Consider the following 17,041-nt stretch of genomic DNA (forward strand, 5'->3'; position numbering starts at 1 on the left):
TTTACTATTTAAAATGTTGCCAATCTTTCCAAACGGGTTCTAAACCTTGGTTTTTAAGCATTTGTGCAATGATTTCGGTGGGGCGCTCATCAGATATTTCAAACTGTTCTAAAGTTTGAGGATCTACGGTGTAACCTCCAGGATTTGTTTTACTTTCTGCACTTACCGATGTAATACCTAAATGCACCATGTGATTTCTAAATGTTTCACTTTCTCTGGTAGACAAAGATAATTCAACATCTTCATCTAACAACCTAAAAGCACAAATGGTTTGTACCAAATCTTTATCTGTCATTTCAACTTTAGGCTCTAAACCACCACTGTGTGGGCGCAAACGCGGAAAAGAAATAGAGTACTTTGTTTTCCAATAGGTTTTTTGCAAATATTTAAGGTGTAATGCCGTGAAAAAACTATCGGCACGCCAATCTTCTAAACCAAATAATGCCCCTAAACCAATTTTGTGAACACCTGCACGCCCCAATCTATCAGGTGTTTCTAAACGATAATTAAAGTTCGATTTTTTTCCTTTGGGATGATGCTTTTTATATTCGGCTTCATGATACGTTTCTTGATATACCAAAACAGCATACAAACCAGCATCAATTAAAGTTTCGTATTCATTTTGGTTTAATGGCTGCACTTCAATTGTGATATTTGAAAACTTGCCTTTTATAAGCTCAATAGCATGTTTAATATAAGGCACTCCCACGGTTTTATTTGCTTCGCCTGTAACTAGTAAAATATGGTCATACCCTTTATTTTTTATAAAGGCGACTTCTTTTAAAATTTCGGCATCTGTTAACGTTCGTCGCGGAATTTTATTAGTCATACTAAAACCACAATAAGTACAGATATTTTGACATTCATTAGACAAATACATTGGAATGTACATTTGAATAGTGTTGCCAAAACGCTTTTTAGTAATAGCCTTACTTTGTATTGCCATTTGTTCTAAATACGGTGCTGCAGCTGGCGATAATAGGGCTTTAAAATCTTCTAAATTGCGTTTTTGTTTGGCTAAAGCAATTTCTACATCGGTTGTTGTTTTGTTATGAATATTTGCCAATACATCATTCCAAGCATATGAATTAAATACATTTTTAAAAGATTGCATAACTACTATTTAGTTTAAAAATGAGGTTAACGGGCTACTAGCCTCGGCGTGTTGCTTAACACTTGCTAATTTTGCATTGTAAGCCATTCGGCCAGCTTCAACAGCCATTTTAAAAGCAACAGCCATTTCAACAGGGTTTTGTGATACGGCTATGGCTGTATTTACCAAAACAGCATCGGCACCCAACTCCATAGCATAAGCCGCGTGCGATGGCGCGCCAATACCAGCATCTACAATTACAGGCACATTACTTTGCTCAATAATAATGTCTAAAAACTCCATAGTTTTCAAACCTTTATTGGTGCCAATTGGTGCACCCAAAGGCATAACACATTGTGCACCAACCTCTTCTAAACGCTTGCACAACACGGGGTCTGCATGAATGTACGGCATAACCACAAAGCCCTGTTTTACAAGTGCTTCAGCAGCTTTTAAAGTTTCAATAGGATCGGGCAATAAATATTTAGGATCTGGATGAATTTCTAACTTAATCCAATTAGTTTCTAAGGCTTCACGTGCTAATTGTGCTGCAAAAACAGCTTCTTTGGCATCTCTTACACCCGATGTATTTGGTAGTAAATTAACATGTGGTTGTTGTATACTTTTTAGCATTTCATCATTTTGATTATGCGCTTCCACACGTTTTAATGCCACGGTTACCAACTCACTTTTTGAAGCTAAAATAGCTTCTGCCATTACGTTGTTTGCACTAAATTTTCCCGTGCCTGTAAAGAGTCTTGATGTAAATTCTTTATCGGCTATTTTTAATGTATCGTTCATTATTTTATTTTTTAAAGCTGTAGCGTTGTTCTTGTGCACTACCAGCATTTAACAGCGTATGAAACGCTTTAATTTTATTGAAATCGCGTGTTATTTCTCCTGAAATTGCAACACCATGAATACCTGTTTTTAATAATTCTGGCACATCATTTATTGTTATGCCTCCAATAGCTATAATGGGCATACTAGCATTTAAAGCATCAATAATTGACAAATAACCGTTTGCACCTAAAATAGGGCTTAACTGCTTTTTTGTTGTAGTAAACCTAAACGGCCCTAAACCAATATAATCTACCTTTTCATTAATACGTTGTTGGCAATCATCTAGCGTATTGGCTGTACCTCCAATTATTTGCCAGCTTTTCAAAGTTTTTCTTGCTACTATTGGGCTAACATCTGTTTTTCCTAGGTGTACACCGTCGGCATTTACAGCTTCAGCAATTTTATAATAGTCATTAATTATTAATCTAGTTTGAAAATGACTGGTAATATCTCTAGCTTCTTCGGCTGTTTTTAAGATTTTTTTTTCAGAAACATCTTTTAAGCGCAATTGCACTAATTCTGCACCGTATTGGCAAGCTTTTTGGATGTTTTCTAAATGCGCTTTTGGTGTGTTTCCTTGTGAAATATAATGGAGTTTATTTATCATTTTTTTTCTAGTTGTTTTATTATATCTTATTGTGAATACCTAAAAGCGATTGATTAGAATTTAAAAACCGCTCTATGTATATTTTTGATGCAACAGCCGCCTCCTCAAGTGGTAAATCCAAACAAATTTGAGATGCCAATGCCGATGACAATACACAACCACTACCATGTTTTTGAAACACCGTTTTAGCATTAGGTAATATGTTTACCATTACAATACCGCTGTGGTACAACTCATCAGTCCCTTTTTTATCGGTTCGGTGCCCGCCTTTTAAGTAAACATTGGTTTTACTTGCCATATGCGCTATGGTATCTTCAATGTTTTTATCTGGATACAGCATTTGTATTTCATCATAATTAGGTGTAATTAAATAGCATTTTTTCCAGATTTCATCTAAAATATCTTGGTTTTCGGTAGTATGAAAATCGAAACCTGCGGTTGCTTTTATTATTGGGTCTAAAATTATTTTAACGTTAGTATTTAATGTATGCAACACATCAATTAAAACAGCTAGTGTTTTCCAGTTTTTAACAATGCCTATTTTAACTACATTAATTGTAAACCTATCAAACAAAGTTTTTATTTGAGCAATAATTAAATCTTTTTCAACCCAAATACATTCTTTAAAATTGGTATCATTTTGAATTGTAATAGCAGTACATACTGATAAACCGTATAACCCATGCGCCTCAAAGGTTTTAATATCTGAAGTTAAACCTGCACCACCTGACGGATCATGACCTGCAATGGTTAGTATATATTTATGTGTTTCCATGTTATTATATTAAAACTAATTAAAATGACATTTCATTGTTTTGAACACCTCAACAGGCGTATTACTTTGCCAAATACCACCCAATACGCCCACGCCTTTAAAACCAAGTTTATCAAATGATGTTAAATTATTTGCTGTAACACCGCCCATACCTACAATTGTTTTATTAATGTGATTAACGTTAAAACCACGACCATTATACCCTTTTTTTGAAATAGATGAAAACACCGGACTTAGCAAATGATAGTTAAAAACAACCGGACAATTTTCTAATTCATCAGGTTCATGAAACGAAGAGCTTATGGTTTTTGTTTCTAACAAATTACATGTTACATTTAATAATTTAGCGTACTGCGTAATAAATTGTTTTTTATTTATTGATGATGGCATTGTACTTAAAACCTGACGCCTTTTGGCTTCTTGAAAATGAATACCTTTTAAATTAAAATTGTTTAATAGCTCATGAAAACGATGCGTTACTATACAATTGTGATATTTTGAATCTATTTGGTTTAAGTAATCACAATGTTGCTGATAACTCATATGAGGTTTCCTAAGATGAAAATACTGCAGCCCGTTTTGAAACAATTGTTGAAGTATATCAATTTCATTTGTAACGTTATATTCTGGCGCTATTAAAACTATCATTTTTTTTGAGTTAGGGATTGTAGTGGAAATCCTTTTGCTTTTTTTGCAAAAGATTGCAACGGAAAGCCCGCCCACGCTTTTTCAGCGTGGGAACTCCCTTATTATTTACAAATAAATTTCAGATCCTTTTTCTTTAAATTCTTCAGATTTTTCATTCATGCCTTTTTGAAAAATTTCGTTGTTTTCATCAATATCATTTTCGGCAGCAAAATCTCTTACCTCTTGTGATATTTTCATTGAACAGAATTTTGGTCCGCACATTGAACAGAAGTGGGCAATTTTAGCACCATCGGCAGGTAAGGTTTCATCATGAAATTCACGTGCTTTTTCGGGGTCTAAACCTAAGTTAAATTGGTCTTCCCAACGAAACTCAAAACGTGCTTTACTTAAGGCGTTATCACGGTGTTGCGCCCCTGGATGCCCTTTGGCTAAATCTGCTGCATGAGCTGCTAGTTTGTAAGTAACTACGCCTTCACGCACATCGTCTCTGTTTGGCAAGCCTAAATGTTCTTTTGGTGTTACGTAACATAAAACGGCGCAACCGTACCACGCTATCATTGCAGCACCAATACCTGATGTAATGTGGTCATAACCTGGCGCAATGTCTGTGGTTAAAGGGCCTAAGGTGTAAAATGGTGCTTCATCGCAAGCCGCTAATTGCTTATCCATGTTTTCTTTTATCATGTGCATTGGTACATGCCCTGGACCTTCAATAAAACATTGTACTTCATGTTTACGCGCTAATTTTGTTAGTTCACCTAAAGTTTCTAATTCGGCAAATTGCGCTTGGTCATTGGCATCGGCAATAGAGCCTGGACGTAAACCATCGCCTAAAGAAAAGGCAACGTCATACTGTTTTAAAATTTCGCAAATGTCTTCAAAATGGGTATATAAAAAGTTTTCTTTGTGATGTGCCAAACACCATTTTGCCATAATGGAACCACCACGAGATACTATACCTGTAACGCGTTTAGCCGTCATGGGTACGTAACGCAACAAAACACCTGCGTGAATGGTAAAGTAATCTACACCTTGTTCTGCCTGTTCAATTAGGGTGTCTTTAAAAATTTCCCAAGTTAAATCTTCTGCAACGCCATTTACTTTTTCTAATGCTTGGTAAATGGGCACTGTACCTACTGGTACTGGTGAATTACGGATAATCCACTCGCGTGTTTCATGAATATTTTTTCCGGTAGATAAATCCATAATAGTATCTGCACCCCAACGACATGCCCACACTGCTTTTTCAACTTCTTCTTCAATAGATGATGTTGTGGCCGAATTACCGATATTGGCGTTTACCTTAACCAAAAAATTTCTACCTAAAATCATAGGTTCACTTTCTGGGTGGTTTATGTTATTTGGAATAACTGCACGACCACGAGCAACCTCTGAACGCACAAATTCTGGGGTTATTTTTTTAGGAATTGAGGCTCCAAAATCTTGCCCCGGGTGTTGTTTAGCTAATTCGGTCATTTCATCAATTTTTTGATTTTCGCGAATAGCAATGTATTCCATTTCTGGGGTTATAATGCCTTTTTTAGCATAATGTAATTGTGTTACGTTTTCGCCCTTTTTAGCTTTTAATGGCTTTTTTAAGTGCGAAAAACGCATATGATTTAAACTAGTATCGTTTAAGCGTTCATTACAATATTGTGAAGAAAACTGGCTTAATTGTTCTACATCATTTCTATTTAAAACCCATGGCTCGCGTATTCTTTCAATTCCGTTGTGTACATTAATGTCTTTTTCAGGATCAGTGTACGGGCCAGATGTGTCATATACCGTTACGGGCTCATTGGGTGTTACTTTACCCGTCATAGAATCTTTAGTATCGCTTAGCGTTATTTGACGCATAGCTACTTTAATTTCAGGGTACATTTGCCCTTTTACATAGATTTTTTTTGAATTTGGAAATGGATTTCTTGTAATTAATTGCGCTGTTGGTGCCGTGTCCTTTTTTTTCATTTTTTATTGCTTTTGACCGTTGTAATGAGCCTTTGGTATTTATATTATTTAAATTTATTTTGAAGCTAATGGCTACTTAAAACCCAATATCTTTTAGTTTTTATCCGCCTTGAGTTGCTTGAATAATTAAAATAGTATCGCCGTTAAAAAGCACTTTGTTTTCCCAGTTAGCTTTTGCTATTATTTCTTGGTTAATAGCTACAGCAATGCCTTGGGTTGATGATACCGTGTTTGTTAAAAACTGTTGTAATGAAATGTTTTTGGGTACGCTTTGGGGTTTGTTGTTTACTGTTATTGTTATCATTTACACATGTTTTAAAATGACAACTTTAGGTAGAACGCCCCGTTTTTACGAAGTGTAGGTTTTAAAAAACCTCTGTATTATTATAAATAAAACATTCACTTTTCCCTACGTAAGTACTAACTTCATCAGGTTCAAAGGGTAAATCTCAGTTTCAAAAAAATTGATTTTCAATTTCAGGAAACACCCCTAAAGTTTATCTTTAACAAAGATACTACTAATTTTATTTAAAATGAAAAAAGCATCTCTGTAATGAGATGCTTCTTCTTTTAGCAATTATAAGTTAATTGTTGCTTTCGCAGAAAAATTTAAATCTATTTTAAAACTTTAAAGTTACGCCTAATAGAAAGTTAGTGGTGGCTTGTGGGTAGTAACCAGCGCCTTCAATTGTAGTAACTTCACCGGGTACAGACCAATCATCATCAAATGTGAAGAAAAATCCATTTGAAATATATTTTTCACCAAAAATATTATTTACTAAACCTGTAAGCGTTATAGATTTAAAAATTGATTTAGTTTTAATTTCATAAACAACATTTAAATCGTTTACAAAATAACTATCAAGCTTAGAAAATTCTGAATCTATATTACCCATGTATTGTTCACCTACAAACTTGCTTAACAATGTAGCTTGAAAATTAGGCATAAAACTATACGTTAAAGCATTACCAACTACAACATCTGGTGAAAAGGCAATGTTAGTTTCACCTAAGTTTTGCAAAACACCGTCGCGTTTAAAAAATGTTTCTTTATTTTTATTTGAACTTATTGTAAAGTTAGGTTGTAGTGTTAATTTATTTAGAGCAACAGTAGCTTCAACCTCTAAACCAACTCTATAACTTTTACCTGTATTGGCTCTTATTTGAGCCCCAGAATTATCTAAAGCGCCTGTTGCCACCAACTGCTCATTGTAAGCCATGTAATAAGCGTTTGCATTAAAGCCTACATTTTTGTTTTTGTAACGCCAACCTAATTCAAAATCGTTTAACTCTTCTGGTTTTACTTCTGGGTTGTTTTCAAAATCGCCTCTATTTGGTTCTCTATTTGCTCTTGCATAAGAAAAATACAAATCGCTTTTTTCATTTAAACTATAATTGAAACCTAATTTAGGGTTAAAGAAATTAAACGTTTTATCTATTTTAAAAACTTCTAAATCTGAATTAATACCGCTTGTATCATAGTTAATACCTCTGTACTGCACATCGGCATAAAGGCTTAAATTATCATTAAGCTTGTAAGTTAATTTTGAGAACGCGTTGAAGTCATATTTATCACCATCACCTTGATAATAACGATCTCCAAAATTGTTGGTGTTTGCATATTGTTCCCAAATTAACTCTCCGAAATGATCGCCATGATAGGTACTGTAAGACAAACCAGTAATGATGTTTACCTTATCATTTTTATAATTTACATTGGCATTTAACACATAAAAATTGTTATCTAACCATCTTCTGCGTACATAATCTTGAGAGGTTACTTCTTCGCCATTAACTGTTATTGGATCTTTGCCCAAAAATTGGAAACTAGCATCGTTTGCAAAAAACACATTTGAGTAGTAGTAATCATCAACAAATTCTTCAAAAAAGCCTCGGCCGTCTGTATAATTTAAACCTAAGTTTGTAGACCAATTGTTGTTCCATTTTTGATTCCAATGTAATTGATAATGGTCTTGTTTGTAATCATCTACTTGGTTATCATAATACCCTTCAAAAACGCCATTTTCATCTAACTGAATACCACTAATATTGTAACGTCTGTTGTCATTTATATTTGGGTTTGCACCCACTGCAGCCACATCTACAGGATTAAAACCGTACCAAGACTGGTATGTAATTTCATGCCCACCAAAAACCACAGCTTTAAGCAAAGTTCCGTTATTTACATAACTACCTTGTACAAAGTAACTTTTTAGGTTTGAAGCGGCTCTATCAATATAACCATCTGATTTTATTTGTGATAATCTACCAGCTAATTCAAAATGATTGTTTAGCAAACCTGTACTAAATTTAACATTATGGCGTCTTGTATTATAACTACCAAAACTATGCGATGTTTCGCCTTGTGTTTCCTTTGAAACGGCATCAGTTAAAATATTTACACTAGCCCCAAAAGCACCAGCGCCATTTGTTGAAGTACCTACACCACGTTGCACTTGTAAACTTTCTACCGATGATGAAAAGTCTTGTAAATTTACCCAAAAGGTTCCTAAACTTTCAGCATCATTATAAGGTATACCATTAATAGTTACGTTGGTTGAACTACCACTTACACCACGCACTCTAACACCTGTGTAACCTATACCAGCACCGGCATCACTGGTTGTTACAACCGATGGTAAATAGTTTAATAAAACAGGAATATCTTGCCCTAAATTGCGCTTTGCAATTTCTTCTTTGCTTACATTTGAATGTGTAATGGGCGAATCTACATCTACACGTACTGCTTTTACTAAAACCTCGTCTAGTTTTTGGGTTGAAGTAGAATCTGTTGTTTTGTTGTTTTCTTGTGCATTAATTGTGGTAAAACATATTAATGCGAATAAAAGAATTAAGTTTTTCATGTCGATTACATAAAACGTTATAATCGAATAAAAAGAGGTAATTATTCTTCAGTTTATATTAAATTGATTTTTAGAAAATGTGATACTTATTTAATATTTAAACTGCTTTAAATTTAACAGTTTAGTATAACATAATCTTTAATTCCTAAACAGCATTACCTGTTCTAGGTTCAATGGGTATGATCTCAGCCTGATTCCAATTGTCAATCATATTTAGCGGTTAACAGTTTTACTGCTTACTGAAAATTTGGACTGATTACTGGATGTAGCACCCCTTTTTGAGAACGCTGCAAATGTACTAACCAAATAGTAATTATTAACTATTTGTTTACTAATTTTTTAGTTTAAATTAGGTTTTTGCCTATTAGCTTTTTTTAAAGCTTGTTTCTTTTTAGTGTCTAATCTTTTTTTAACTACGGCTTTTGGCACTTTGGTTGCAATACGTTTTTTAGGTTTACTTAACGCTGTTTTTATTAGCTGCAAAAACCTACGTATTGCCAATTCTTTATTTTTAAATTGACTTCGGGTGGTGGCACATTGTAATATTAACACGCCGTTGTTGGTAAGCTTATTTTTTAGTTTTAAAAATATACGTTGTTTTTGCTCTTGGGTTAAAACATTTGATTGAGACACGTTAAAACTAAGCTCAATTTTTGTAGCTACCTTATTTACATGCTGCCCACCACTGCCCGAGCTTCTTACAGCTTTAAAATTAAGTTCGTTTATTAAATTATTTTGGTTAAACATTAATTTGTTTGGTGTGCTGGTTTTAGTAAATCGTTTACTGTTTTTACGGGGTTAAAGGTTTCTAAAGGTACTTCAACAAATACGGTAATCCAGTCTGCCATACTACCATTCCAAAGTCCAGGTAACTCTAAAGCTTTAATATCTGTACCGTTTTGTGTTTTCATGGTAATAAAAGCGGCATCATAATCTACATAATCTTTCAAATTAAATTTTTCACCTTTATAATTTTTAACGGCACACACTAAATCTGTTGGGTTAAAATGTGTGGCTTTGTAAACAATACTTTGTTGTTCTTTACTACTAAAATTTATTTGAGCAAACTCTACAATTTGTAATGATACATTACCATTAGCTTCTTTAACCCAAAATGGTCCGCCACCTGGTTGTCCTTCATTTTTAACCATACCGCAAACACGCATTGGCCTATTTAATTTTTTCTTTAAATAGACTTTTTTCTCTTCAAGCGAAAGTGTGTCAAACTGTTTGGTTACAACAACATTTAACCTGTGAATTAAAAAAAGTGCCATTATTTTTAGGTCTTCTTCATTACAAGTATTTGTGTCTAATTTATTTAGAAATTCAAACACTTTGTTTTGAATGCTAAGTAAAACACCTGCCAATAGTTTTTTGTATTCAGAAATGGCAATATTTTTACTTTCAACAGTTATGTTATCAATATTTTTTATGAAAATAAAATCATAATTTAAAGTATCTAAATTCTCTAAAAGCGCACCGTGACCTGCGGGTCTGAACAAAATAGAATCATCTTCATTTCTAAAAACTTTGTTGTTTGATTTTAAAGCAACTGTTTCTGTTTCTTGTTTTTGATACGAATAACTTACATGAAAATTAACACCTGTTTTATCTGTAATTGATTTGTTAACTTTATCAAATTCTGCTTCAAAATATTTATGATGCTTTTCAGAAACTGTAAAATGAAGATGTGCTTTATTATTTGATGAAGCGTAGATTGTTGACTCTAACAAATGCTCTGTAAAAGCCGAAACATATTCATTTTTATATTTATGAAACGGCAACAGCCCTTTTGGGTAAAAACTGTAGTTTAAAGCGCCTTCGCTTAACATGGTTTTTACAAAAACAACACGCTGCTCATCTTCAGGTAAAGCGTTGTAATTTAAAGTGGTTTTTTCTATTTTTTTTATAACATCATTATAAAACGGAAATGCCTGTAAATTTGAAAAAAATGTATCTACTAAGTCATTACTCTGCGCTTTAATGTATGCTTTTAAGGTTTCTTTTTTAGGATTGAAAGTTTTTAAAAACTGAAACAAAAATTTAAACATTCTTGTAGCAGCACCCGAAGCCGGCACAAATTTAACAATAGACAATGCGTCTTTTTGTTTTTCATAAAGGTTAATATACTCTTTGGTTTCAGTATCATTAAAACTTTCAATACCTTTATTTATAGTTGCTGCAGCCAATAATTTTGAATAAGACATGCCATTTTTTAAGCGTTCTATTTGACTATTAACTTGATCTATTGTTATGCCTTTGTTATGTATTTGCTGTATATCTTTTTCGGTAAACATTATTTATTGTTTTTTAATAGCTTATCTATATGTTTTACGGCCTCATTTAAGCGTTCTGTTTTACTTCCTTTTAACAACACAAATGGCCTGTTTTGCATAATTAATTCGTTTTTAAAGGCTTTAAACATTTGTTTTCTTTCGTTGGGTTTATCGCGTAAATCATCGGCTTCCCAAGGGACATCAATATAAGTTAAAAAATATAAATCGTAAGTATTTTCAATGGCAAATTTATGTAAAGTTTCATTGCAAATACCTCCGTAATACACTTCAGAATATACTTTAGTTTCTAATAAATCTGTATCACAAATTAAAACGGTATCTGTTTTTTGTGCTAGTGCATTTTCTAACCGCATTTGGCCAATGGCTATGGGTAACAAATCGTGTGGTTCGCAAGTTTTTCGTTCGTTATTCCATTTATCTTGTAAATATTCACGAGCGTATTCTGGCACCCAAACCGAATTGTAATAGCGTGCTAATTGTCTAGACAAGGTAGTTTTTCCGGTAGATTCTGGCCCAAATAAAACTACTTTTACGCAGTTTGCGGGTTGTTGTTTAAGCTGTTTTTCCATGCTTTGTAACCGTATATTGCAATAACGGTAAATATTAAATATTGAAGTGATGTAAAAACCAAGCCTTTATACAAATATAAGGGCACAGAAATAACATCGCCAATAATCCAGTACACCCAATTTTCTAATTTCTTTTTAGCCATAAGCCACATGCCAACAAAAAATATAGCCGTTGTAGTGGTATCAACATAAGCTGTCCAGTTATTAAACTTATTATTAGCCAAATAAATAACAGCTACAAAAATTAGTGTTAACACAAATATAACAACAGTATATTTTTGCTCTTTTTTAGTGGTTTTGGTAACAGGCACTTGGCTGTTATTGGCATCTTTTCTTGTCCAGTAATACCAACCATAAATACTCATTGTAAAATAATACGCATTAATTAGCATATCACCCAAAAGACCGTAAACTAACAAAATATAAACAAAAATAGCGGTACTAATTATACCCGTTGGGTACACTAAAATATTTTCTTTTTTTGAATACCAAACTGATAAAAAACCAAAAAACACACCAATAAACTCCAACACAATTAAATGCGTTGGTATGCCTTGATATTGTGAAAATAACCAATTAAAAATGTGGCTCATAATCGTGTCTGTTTGATTTTACAATTTTCATATAAAGTAAGCCTTTATCAATAAGCTCAAAAGCTTCTTTTATTTCTGTAGTTAATACATGCATCACTTCGTCATAATTACCAAAAACCTGAGTGCTCAATGGGTTTTCTATTACTTTTAAGTTTGAAGCTCTTAACTTTTTTATAAAATGAATTATAGCTGGCTCAAAATTATCTTGTAATGGCGTTAATGTTAATTCTACTGATATTTCCATTTAATATTTCTTTTTTTCATTTCCACGAAGGTGGAAATCTTAGTGTTTCTAATTTTATTGAAATACTTAAACAAGCTCTTTACAACCAGGTTTAGTACAACAATTTATTTCCTTAAATCATCAAAAAAAGATGCATCATTTTCAAAAGCAGTGCCAATAACAACTAAGTCTGCTCCATTTTTAAATACATTTTCTAATTGTAATTTGGTTTTAATGCCACCACCAACTATTAATGGCACATTAAGTTCTTTTTTTACGTTGTTAATTACTTTTAAAGGAACATGCTTTTTGGCACCGCTACCGGCTTCTAAATACATTAATTGCATTCCTAAAAGTTCTCCTGCCTTTGCCGTATCAACAATATATTGAGCGTTATTTTTATCTAGTGGTTTTGTTCCTGTTACACGCTGTACCGCTGTTTCATTGCCGCCATTAACCAGTAAATAGCCCGTTGGTATTACCTCTAAATTTGTTGCTCTTAATTTAGAAACTGCTTTTACATGTTTACCAATAAGATATTCTGAATTTCTGCCAGAAATAAGAGATAAAAACAAAATACCATCGGCTTTATTTGTAATTTGGTTGGTATCTCCTGGAAATAAAATAATGGGTAAATTAGTGTGTTTTTTTATTTCGTTTACCAAAACATCCGTTATATTTTCATGTACTGTACTGCCGCCAACAAAAATATGAGTTGTTATAGATGCATTTAACTTCAACATAAAATTGGCTACTTGTGCCACTTCCATTTTATCCGGATCAATTAAAACAGCTAATAATTTATTACCGTTTAAAGCTGCTGCCTGTATGTTTTTATAAATAGTGTTCATACTAAGCAATGGCAAAAGCGCAGGTAAAACCTTCAAACGCTAAAAATGTTATGTTATAACGGCACTTTTTGTTATTATAATCAATCCATGCTAGAGTGTTTTCATCTTCAATATTAAAAGGAATTACTAAACAATGATTTTTAAAACTTAAACCAGGTGTAGCATATAGTTTGTATAACGATTCTTTTACACACCAAATTACGGTGAGTTTTTTTATGTAATCATTAGCGTTTTTATCTAAATACAAATTTTCATAATCAATAAACTTATGCGCAATTAAAGCTATTTTATTGCGTTGTTTTTCAACATCAATACCAACTTTACAACTGCTTACAATCATTGCCGAAAAATTAAACGAGTGTGTTATTGAAATTTGCCTACCATCTTTTAAATAAGGTTTTCCAAAATCGTCATAAAATAAATCGGCATCAGTGTACCCAAACGCTCTAAGCAAATGGCGTACACTTAAAAATCCGCGTTGGTGCATTTCACTTTTCATACTGTTAACTCTATTAAGGCTATTTTCAGTAAGTTGTAAAGGCGCCATTAATGCGTTAAAAGATTCTGTAATCTTCCAAATTTTAACACAAGTTTGTAAATTAGGTGTAAGGGTTTTGTAAAGAGGCATTTAGTTTTATGAAAGTTATTGGTTATCTTTGCACTTTAAATTAAAAAGACCCACAAATATAATAATATGAGTACAAAAACAGTTGCTTACGTTCCTAATAAGGTTAAAGATATTTCATTAGCCGCTTGGGGAAGAAAAGAAATTGAATTAGCCGAAGCTGAAATGCCAGGTTTAATGAGCTTACGCGAAGAGTATAAAAACTCGCAACCACTTAAAGGTGCGCGTATTGCAGGTTGCTTACACATGACTATACAAACAGCCGTTTTAATTGAAACATTACAAGCCTTAGGTGCCGAAGTAACTTGGAGTTCTTGTAACATTTTCTCTACACAAGACCACGCAGCCGCTGCCATTGCCGATGCCGGAACCGCTGTTTACGCATGGAAAAACATGAACGAAGAAGAATTTGATTGGTGTATTGAACAAACACTTTTCTTTGGTGAAGACAGAAAACCTTTAAACATGATTCTTGATGATGGTGGCGATTTAACAAACATGGTTTTAGATAAATACCCAGAATTAGTATCTGGTATAAAAGGTTTAAGTGAAGAAACCACAACAGGTGTACACCGTTTATACGAGCGCGTTAAAAACGGTACATTACCAATGCCAGCAATTAACGTAAACGATTCTGTTACAAAAAGTAAATTTGACAACAAATACGGTTGTAAAGAAAGTGCTGTTGATGCCATACGTCGTGCAACCGATGTAATGTTAGCCGGAAAACGCGTTGTAGTTTGTGGTTATGGTGATGTTGGTAAAGGTACAGCAGCTTCTTTTAGAGGTGCAGGAAGTATAGTTACCGTTACAGAAATAGACCCAATTTGTGCTTTACAAGCTGCCATGGATGGTTTTGAAGTTAAAAAACTAGAAACCGTTGTTGGTAATGCCGATGTTGTAATTACAACTACAGGAAACAAAGACATTGTAAGAAGCGAGCATTTTGAAGCTATGAAAGACAAAACCATAGTTTGTAACATTGGCCACTTTGATAACGAAATAGACATGGCTTGGTTAAACACAAACCACGGAAACACAAAGGTTGAAATTAAGCCACAAGTTGATAAATATACCGTTAACGGAAAAGATATTATTGTTTTAGCCGAAGGCCGTTTAGTAAACTTAGGCTGTGCAACAGGGCACCCAAGTTTTGTAATGAGTAACTCATTCACAAACCAAACCTTGGCACAAATTGAACTTTGGAACAACGCCGAAGCCTACAACAATGATGTTTACATGCTACCAAAACATTTAGATGAAAAAGTAGCAAAATTACACTTAGCTAAAATTGGTGTTGAGTTAACCGAGCTACGCGAAGACCAAGCAACATACATTGGCGTAACCGTAGAAGGACCTTACAAACCTGAACATTATAGATATTAATCTAGACTTCTTAGATTGTTAGAAAATTAAAAATCCCAAACAGTGATGTTTGGGATTTTTTAATACTTCTTTCATACTTCAGAATCACTCAAAGTGGCGTTTTATAAAATTCATTAAACAAAATTTATTTTGGCATTTTGGCAATTGCTAAAGCACCGTGCTTTCCGCTATATCTTTGTTGTGCTAAACCTGTTTCAGCAGCTATAATTGTATAAAAATCTAATTTTTAGTTTTCACAGCAATATTCTGTACTTATAAGCACAAAAAAGGATGCCGCATCAATCACTATTGCTACACGTCTTTCGGTTCATATTCGCCCTCAAAATACCACCACAAACTAGAATCTATAGAAGATTTCATTTTATTAATATCTACATCATCTTTTAAAAAAACCGTTAAATTTTCATCAACACGATTACACTCCACACTATTTCTAATTTCAATAGCGTCAATTTCATTAAAATGTTCAAGGTGTGTTTTAATTCTGTGATCTAGAGACACATCACCTAAAAAAATTTTAATGGTAGGCTGCATTGGGGAATTCCTAATTTCTGATCTAAATGGAAGCATATCTGTAATTTTTTAAAGTGAATTATATAAAGTTAGTAATTTTTTAAAAAAAAGTCAATAAAAAAAGCCCTTCTCCTAAAAAGGAAAAGAGCTCTTTTATAAAACAAATAATAATTACTCTTCTAAATTAAGCTTTTTTAAATCATGAAAAAAGAACGTTTTGTCATTATTCATGCTTACAAATAATCCGTTTGGAAACGCAGTACCTAAAGCCATTGTTGTAACATCACAACCATCAGTTTCTGTGGTACCTAAATTTACTTCTTTTACAAAAGCATTGGTTTTAACATCAAAAACATTAAATGTACCTGCTTGTTGGTTTGATACTATTAAAAACGATTTATTAGGGTAATGCGCTATGGCAATACCTTCAATATCTTCTTTAAAATATTCGCCACCAAAACAGAAAATTTCTTTATTCCCATTACTTGGTTCTGCATGGTATTTTCTAATACAATGTCCTTCATCAGAATAATAAACAACACCTTCTTTGTTGTTTACAGCAATAGCTTCTATTTCTTTTTTCCCACTAAATTGGCCAAATTTTCTAACTAAATTAGCGTGTGCACCTAAACTATCAGCAGTTAATTCATACTGGTATAAATAATTTTCTTTAGGGCCTGTTTTACGGCCTACAATGGCGTATAATTTGTTAGTTTTTTCAGATTTATAAAGCGCAATACCCATTGGCAAGTTAGCTTCGGGTTGTGTAGCATCTGTAAACACTTTAAAACCGCCATTATCTAAAGGTTTCATATCTGGCACAGAAAATAATCGTATTTGTTGGCGCTCTCTTTCGGTAAATGCCACAACATCAACTTGTGTTGAGTCGTTTATTTTAAAGCCATAAGCAACATCAACGTTATTTGGGCGTTTTAAACCTCTAATTGTTTTATTCTCTATTACTTTTCCTTGAAGGTTAAATGCGTAAATAGCTCCTTCGGTTTCTTTATCTGTACCAAAAACAATACTTTTTGATGCATCGTTTTTGTTTATCCAAATTGCGGGGTCATCAGTATCATGCAACGTCTTTTCTGTAACAACACTAGGCGCTATTACAGGCAACTTTTTCCCGCATGATACAATTAGTAACCCTACAATTAATATTATAAATTTATGCATTTAAAAT

18 protein-coding genes and 1 riboswitch are annotated in these 17,041 nt (G+C 33.3%); of the genes, 1 reads left to right on the plus strand and 17 read right to left on the minus strand.

Going from position 1 to position 17,041, the window contains the following annotated elements; all coding sequences use genetic code 11:
• Positions 1–4: 4 nt before the first annotated feature.
• The 15 genes from thiH to ACYX4H_RS04125 form a co-directional block, all read right to left on the minus strand.
• The gene (gene thiH / locus ACYX4H_RS04055) at positions 5–1,114 is read right to left on the minus strand and encodes a 2-iminoacetate synthase ThiH (RefSeq protein ID WP_476237932.1); all 1,110 of its coding nucleotides are present in this window, start codon (positions 1,112–1,114) and stop codon (positions 5–7) included.
• 9 nt (positions 1,115–1,123) lie between these two features.
• The gene (locus ACYX4H_RS04060; protein ID WP_476237933.1) at positions 1,124–1,894 is read right to left on the minus strand and encodes a thiazole synthase; all 771 of its coding nucleotides are present in this window, start codon (positions 1,892–1,894) and stop codon (positions 1,124–1,126) included.
• Positions 1,895–1,898: 4 nt separating this feature from the next.
• A complete protein-coding gene (thiE, locus tag ACYX4H_RS04065; protein ID WP_476237935.1) occupies positions 1,899–2,543 on the minus strand; it encodes a thiamine phosphate synthase in 645 nt (214 codons plus the stop codon).
• Positions 2,544–2,562: 19 nt separating this feature from the next.
• On the minus strand, positions 2,563–3,318 hold the full coding sequence (locus ACYX4H_RS04070; RefSeq protein WP_476237936.1) for a hydroxymethylpyrimidine/phosphomethylpyrimidine kinase: 756 nt from the start codon (positions 3,316–3,318) through the stop codon (positions 2,563–2,565).
• Between the two features lie 15 nt (positions 3,319–3,333).
• Positions 3,334–3,966, minus strand: coding sequence for a beta/alpha barrel domain-containing protein (locus ACYX4H_RS04075; RefSeq protein ID WP_476237937.1), 633 nt, complete (start codon positions 3,964–3,966; stop codon positions 3,334–3,336).
• A 105-nt stretch (positions 3,967–4,071) separates the two neighbouring features.
• A complete protein-coding gene (gene thiC, locus ACYX4H_RS04080; protein WP_476237938.1) occupies positions 4,072–5,934 on the minus strand; it encodes a phosphomethylpyrimidine synthase ThiC in 1,863 nt (620 codons plus the stop codon).
• Between the two features lie 100 nt (positions 5,935–6,034).
• On the minus strand, positions 6,035–6,238 hold the full coding sequence (thiS, locus tag ACYX4H_RS04085; protein WP_476237939.1) for a sulfur carrier protein ThiS: 204 nt from the start codon (positions 6,236–6,238) through the stop codon (positions 6,035–6,037).
• Between the two features lie 85 nt (positions 6,239–6,323).
• Positions 6,324–6,436: riboswitch (TPP riboswitch) on the minus strand.
• 118 nt (positions 6,437–6,554) lie between these two features.
• Complete coding sequence (locus ACYX4H_RS04090; RefSeq protein ID WP_476237940.1) at positions 6,555–8,798, minus strand: TonB-dependent receptor; 2,244 nt, start codon at positions 8,796–8,798, stop codon at positions 6,555–6,557.
• Between the two features lie 339 nt (positions 8,799–9,137).
• Complete coding sequence (gene arfB / locus ACYX4H_RS04095) at positions 9,138–9,545, minus strand: alternative ribosome rescue aminoacyl-tRNA hydrolase ArfB (RefSeq protein ID WP_476237941.1); 408 nt, start codon at positions 9,543–9,545, stop codon at positions 9,138–9,140.
• A complete protein-coding gene (locus ACYX4H_RS04100) occupies positions 9,545–11,095 on the minus strand; it encodes a DUF4301 family protein (RefSeq protein ID WP_476237942.1) in 1,551 nt (516 codons plus the stop codon). Before ACYX4H_RS04100 ends, arfB begins: the two co-directional genes overlap by 1 nt.
• Complete coding sequence (locus tag ACYX4H_RS04105; protein ID WP_476237943.1) at positions 11,095–11,664, minus strand: AAA family ATPase; 570 nt, start codon at positions 11,662–11,664, stop codon at positions 11,095–11,097. The genes ACYX4H_RS04100 and ACYX4H_RS04105 overlap by 1 nt, the downstream gene beginning before the upstream one ends.
• A complete protein-coding gene (gene pnuC / locus ACYX4H_RS04110; protein WP_476237944.1) occupies positions 11,625–12,257 on the minus strand; it encodes a nicotinamide riboside transporter PnuC in 633 nt (210 codons plus the stop codon). The genes ACYX4H_RS04105 and pnuC overlap by 40 nt, the downstream gene beginning before the upstream one ends.
• A complete protein-coding gene (locus tag ACYX4H_RS04115) occupies positions 12,241–12,501 on the minus strand; it encodes a thiamine-binding protein (protein WP_475295907.1) in 261 nt (86 codons plus the stop codon). Before ACYX4H_RS04115 ends, pnuC begins: the two co-directional genes overlap by 17 nt.
• A gap of 104 nt (positions 12,502–12,605) precedes the next feature.
• Entirely contained in the window at positions 12,606–13,331 is a 726-nt protein-coding gene (locus ACYX4H_RS04120) for a phosphoglycerol geranylgeranyltransferase (protein ID WP_476237945.1), read from the minus strand.
• Position 13,332: 1 nt separating this feature from the next.
• Positions 13,333–13,959 carry a 4'-phosphopantetheinyl transferase family protein gene (locus tag ACYX4H_RS04125; protein WP_476237946.1) on the minus strand — a complete coding sequence of 209 codons (627 nt, stop codon included), beginning with the start codon at positions 13,957–13,959 and terminating at the stop codon, positions 13,333–13,335.
• A gap of 66 nt (positions 13,960–14,025) precedes the next feature.
• On the opposite strand from ACYX4H_RS04125, the gene ahcY reads away from it, so the two are divergent.
• Positions 14,026–15,342 (plus strand): adenosylhomocysteinase, encoded by a 1,317-nt coding sequence (gene ahcY, locus ACYX4H_RS04130; protein WP_476237947.1) that lies wholly within the window; start codon positions 14,026–14,028, stop codon positions 15,340–15,342.
• Between the two features lie 291 nt (positions 15,343–15,633).
• Here ahcY and ACYX4H_RS04135 read toward each other — a convergent pair whose 3' ends face one another.
• Both ACYX4H_RS04135 and ACYX4H_RS04140 read right to left on the minus strand, forming a co-directional pair.
• On the minus strand, positions 15,634–15,912 hold the full coding sequence (locus ACYX4H_RS04135) for a hypothetical protein (RefSeq protein ID WP_475295911.1): 279 nt from the start codon (positions 15,910–15,912) through the stop codon (positions 15,634–15,636).
• A gap of 114 nt (positions 15,913–16,026) precedes the next feature.
• On the minus strand, positions 16,027–17,034 hold the full coding sequence (locus ACYX4H_RS04140; protein WP_476237948.1) for a phytase: 1,008 nt from the start codon (positions 17,032–17,034) through the stop codon (positions 16,027–16,029).
• Positions 17,035–17,041: the final 7 nt, after the last annotated feature.

Source organism: Seonamhaeicola sp. ABD4_340, from assembly GCF_056312135.1.